Here is a 4,295-nt window from a genome sequence, read left to right as displayed (position 1 = left end):
GCTACTCTAACGTTAAGCCCTACATGAGGCTCAATGCCAGCGACCGACCGCGAGCACAACACCCATGGCCCTAGCCGAAGAAGACATCGCTTTCATTAAAACCCACCTCGGCGAGTGGCTCACCGAGCAGAGCCTCGGCAAGCCGGCGGTGGTCTACGAGATCGAGCTGCGCGAGCGTATGGTGCGGGTGGAGGAGGAACTCAAGCACCAGCGCGAGCTGATGCGCCAAGGTTTTGAACAGGTTGATAGACGCTTCGAACAAGTCGAGAAACGCTTCGAACAGGTTGACAAGCGCTTCGATGAGATGCTCAAGCGCCACGATCAGCAATTTTTCTGGCTGCTCGGCTTCATCGCCACCGGCGTGGGTCTGGTCATCGCCGCGTTGCGGTTTCTCTAGCCGCCCAGCCGAATCCTGTATAACCCCCTCCAAGACCAGCCACAAGCGCCATGCCGAGCAGTCACGACCAAAACGTTCAACCCAAACCTTTAACGGAGAAAGCGAGACGGGGTTTCTCGCGCAACACTGATGACCAACCGCCGCGCCAGCCCGACCCGTTTTCTTGGCCATCCGGAGCCGATCGAGGTGTTGGTGTGAGCCGCGAGTCAGGGCGAATGACGACAAGCCTGTGCGTGCTCTTGGGTGCGGCGCGCGGAAGTGAGCCGATCGTAACGGGGAATTCGCGAGAGTTCTTCTTGCAGACGTTCACGGGCAAGTTCCGCGTCGTAATGCGCTTGCAGTGCGAGCCAGCCGTGTGCATCGACATCGAAAAAGGCACCTAAACGTGTGGCGGTATCGGCGGTGATCGCCCTTTGCCCACGGACAATTTCGTTGATGCGGCGTCGTGGCACACCGATGGCTTGAGCCAAAGCATATTGACTGATACCGAGTGGTTCCAGCCAGTCCTTGAGCAGGATTTCTCCAGGATGCACCAGTGCGACTTCACGGTTCATCAGTTCTTGCGCGAGAAACCCTGGCCTTCAGGCCGGGGAGGGATAGCGCACCGCGCGTAGCGCGGTTAGGCCGCCCATCTCGCTGCCTCCTTCTTAGGTTTGGGTTGGTAGGAATAGCCATAGCCATCGGCGCGCTGAAGCACCTGGCAGTAGCGATGTGAGATGCCCTCGATGGTCTTACCCAGCAGCTGGACGTTGAATGAGCCGGTCTGACGCACCGCCACACGCCCGATGTGAACGCCGGCCTTTTTGCCCTTTGGCACCTCGGCACGGACCCAATCGCCTGTCTGAAAACCCTGAACGCGCTTTTGGCGCATGAGAAAGCCACGCGGAAAGCCGTTCTTGAAGGTGCGCGTGCGGCAGTAGGCACCGCGTCCGGTGGCTTTGATGGCGAGGACGGGGCGGTTCCAGTCGTGTACCTGATCGACGGCGCCGACGCAGGCGGCATCTAGGGCATGGGTTTTGGGGATGTCGAGTCGCGTGCGATTGTATTGGGTGCGCCCGCCCGAGCCGGTTTCGACCGGCAAGCCGGTCGCTTTGAGCGCATCGAACAGCGCCCAGCGGGTGGCATTGACGGCGGCGGCGTCCTGCAGCGGGGCTTTGGCTTGCGCCTGGATCTTGTTCAGGCGCGCCGGATGGCCCTTGAGGAAGGCTTCAATGGGCTGGTTTCCCTTGCGTTCGTTACAGGGCCGGCAGGCGAGCGTCAGATTCGAGACTCGATTCGACCCGCCCCGGCTTTTAGGGTGGATGTGTTCGATCTCCAGCGGTCCGTTCGTCGCGCCACAATAGGCACAGGTGCGGTGCCATTTCTCCAGCAGGTACTCACGCACTTCGTAGCCTGCGAGTTGGCCTTGTTGGTACTCGACGCCGGAGATCTCTGGGTTGTGCAGGGCTTGGGTATCGAAGCGCACCCATTCTTGGCTGAGGGCGGCGATCGGGGCTAAGGCGCGCAGTCGTTCTACCCAGTTGATGGTGGTGTCGACCCGATGCTGTAACGAGGGCGATAACCAGCTGTCGCGGCGGGGTCTGTTGAGGAAACGGGGGGCTCGGTAGCGGGTCTTGCGCGCACGCCGGGCGCGCCGGTATTGACGCCGTTTCTCCAGCGCCTCACGGATGGCCTGTCCTCGATGCGCCAGTTCTCCGAACCACAGCCCATGCTCGATGCGCTCGACCGCGCCCGTTTCAGGATCGTGCGTTTCGGATTCGCGTACCACGGCAATACCCGTGGTCTTGCTGCCTGGGTCGATCTTCAGGCGTGCGGGTTGGGTATCGCCCCCGATGCGATCCTTTAGGCGAATGGTGAAGGGGGCCGGGCGCACCACAACCGCCCGACCGCGCTGTAACAGCAACCGCGCGCGCTTCTCCGAGCACGGCATCAGTGGCTTTTTCTGCTTGTCCAAGACGAAAACGGCCATGTCGTTTCTCCAAATAGGCGCCCCTACGGGCCTGGTGACGGGGCCTTGCGGCTCGCTCCCCTCGGGAATGTCTGCAACCGGCTCCTGCTTTCGCAGCGACCAGAACCTTCGGCGCTTTACCTTTCGCCAGCATGATCCTGGTCTTCCAGGGTCCGGGACTGAGGAAGCATCCCGGAGTGGGTCTGAACGACCTGTTGCAAACGGAGCGGGTTGGATACCGCTTTCCCTGGTCAACCAAGCTCTTTCAAGCTCCGCCCTTTAGGGCGGGGTAGTTGACATCTGCTGCTCTATTTAATGGTAATCGACGATTTCGACCTGCCGGGGCGCGTTGTCTTCCCAACAGAAACACAGGCGCCATCTATCGTTGATGCGGATACTGTGCTGCCCGGCGCGATCACCCGTGAGTGCTTCGAGACGATTGCCGGGCGGGCGACGTAAAAACGCCAAAGTCGGCGCTGCATGAAGCTGCTGGAGCTTACGCATCGCGACCGACTCGAATGGGACGAATCGCGCGATGCGCTTGCCGTAGAAAAAGGCTTCGGTATCACGGCAGCGAAACGACTGAATCATGTTGTGAAGCGTAACGCAAAAGGTTACGTTCGTCAAAGTCCATGGGCTGGAACCCAGCATCAAGGCTGTACTGGAACCCGATCCTGAGCGGCAACTCAGATATCTCGACTTCGTCGATATCTATGCGCATTTGAGCGAGGAAGAACGCATGATCTACCAACAAGAGCAAGCCCCGGAAGCCGCTGCGATCAGCGGCGGGTTTGCCGAGCGCTTTCTGCGACTAACGCCGCTACTCTAACGTGAAGCCCTGCATGAGGCTCAATGCCATCGACCGACCGCGAGCGCAACCCCCAGGCCCTAGCCGAAGAAGACATCGCCTTCATCAAAACCCACCTCGGCGAGTGGCTCACCGAGCAGAGCCTCGGCAAGCCGGCGGTGGTCTACGAGATCGAACTGCGCGAGCTTATGGTGCGGGTGGAGGAGGAACTCAAGCATCAGCGCGAGCTGATGCGCCAGGGTTTTGAACAGGTTGACAAGCGCTTCGAGCAAGTCGAGAAACGCTTCGAGCAAGTCGAGAAACGCTTCGAACAGGTTGACAAACGCTTCGAGCAAATGGACAAACGCTTCGATGAGATGCTCAAGCGCCACGATCAGCAATTTTTCTGGCTGCTCGGCTTCATCGCCACCGGCGTGGGCCTGATCATCGCCGCGTTGCGGTTTCTCTAGCGGTCCGGCGACATCCCACATGACGATTCCCAAGACGAACCACAAGCGCCATGCCGAGCAGTCACGACCAAAACTTCAAGAACCTGATCCTCGACTACCCGCGCCAGGCCATCGAACTGTTCGCTCCCGATGAGGCCGAGGAACTGAGCGCCCCTGGGGTGCGCTACCTGCCGGTGCGCGAGGAGCAGCTCAAGGAACGCCTCGGCGAGCGCTTTCGCGAGTTGGATACCCCTGTGCTGGTCGAATGGCCAGACCGACGGCGCGAGGCCCTGCTGTTTCTATTCGAGGAAGAGACCAACACCCGCCGCTTCTCGCTCCATCGACTGGCGCACTACTGTTTGGACATCGCCGAGCTGCTCGGCACCGAGCGGCAACTCAAATATCTCGACTTTGTCGATATCTACGCGCACTTGAGCGAGGAAGAACGCATGATCTACCAACAAGAGCACGCCCCGGAAGCCGCTGCGATCAGTGGGTTTGCCGAGCGCTTTCTGCGTCAGGGTGAAGCCATTGGTGAAGCTAGGGGCGAAGCCCGTTTACTCCGACAACTGTTAACCAAACGCTTCGGCGAACCCTCCGAGCCGATCGAGCAGCGCATCGCAAGCGCCGACGCTGACACCCTGGCCCTCTGGTTCGACCGCGCCTTGGAGGCTCGCGCGCTCGATGACATCTTCCGCGACTAACGCCGCTACT

At 60.3% G+C, this 4,295-nt stretch carries 6 protein-coding genes; 3 read left to right on the top strand and 3 right to left on the bottom strand.

Annotated features, from left to right (window positions below; all coding sequences use genetic code 11):
* The first annotated feature begins 64 nt into the window (after positions 1-64).
* Entirely contained in the window at positions 65-397 is a 333-nt protein-coding gene (locus VBE63_RS25350; RefSeq protein WP_323685784.1) for a hypothetical protein, read from the top strand.
* A gap of 206 nt (positions 398-603) precedes the next feature.
* Here the strand turns inward: VBE63_RS25350 and VBE63_RS25345 are convergent, their stop codons facing one another.
* The 3 genes from VBE63_RS25345 to VBE63_RS25335 all read right to left on the bottom strand — a co-directional run bounded on the left by VBE63_RS25345 (position 604) and on the right by VBE63_RS25335 (position 2,936).
* A complete protein-coding gene (locus VBE63_RS25345; protein WP_323685783.1) occupies positions 604-951 on the bottom strand; it encodes a HigA family addiction module antitoxin in 348 nt (115 codons plus the stop codon).
* A 65-nt stretch (positions 952-1,016) separates the two neighbouring features.
* Positions 1,017-2,366: an RNA-guided endonuclease IscB gene (iscB, locus tag VBE63_RS25340; RefSeq protein ID WP_323685782.1), complete on the bottom strand. Its 1,350-nt coding sequence runs from the start codon at positions 2,364-2,366 to the stop codon at positions 1,017-1,019.
* A gap of 291 nt (positions 2,367-2,657) precedes the next feature.
* Complete coding sequence (locus tag VBE63_RS25335; RefSeq protein WP_323685785.1) at positions 2,658-2,936, bottom strand: type II toxin-antitoxin system RelE/ParE family toxin; 279 nt, start codon at positions 2,934-2,936, stop codon at positions 2,658-2,660.
* Between the two features lie 261 nt (positions 2,937-3,197).
* On the opposite strand from VBE63_RS25335, the gene VBE63_RS25330 reads away from it, so the two are divergent.
* Positions 3,198-3,602 (top strand): hypothetical protein, encoded by a 405-nt coding sequence (locus VBE63_RS25330; protein ID WP_323685781.1) that lies wholly within the window; start codon positions 3,198-3,200, stop codon positions 3,600-3,602.
* 50 nt (positions 3,603-3,652) lie between these two features.
* A complete protein-coding gene (locus tag VBE63_RS25325; RefSeq protein WP_323685780.1) occupies positions 3,653-4,285 on the top strand; it encodes a hypothetical protein in 633 nt (210 codons plus the stop codon).
* Positions 4,286-4,295 lie beyond the last annotated feature (10 nt).

Origin of the sequence: Lamprobacter sp. (assembly GCF_034860625.1) — a bacterium.
Classification (GTDB): Bacteria; Pseudomonadota; Gammaproteobacteria; order Chromatiales; family Chromatiaceae; genus Lamprobacter.
Note: the sequence above shows the minus strand (reverse complement) of the source record. Positions and strands in the feature narration are given on the sequence as shown.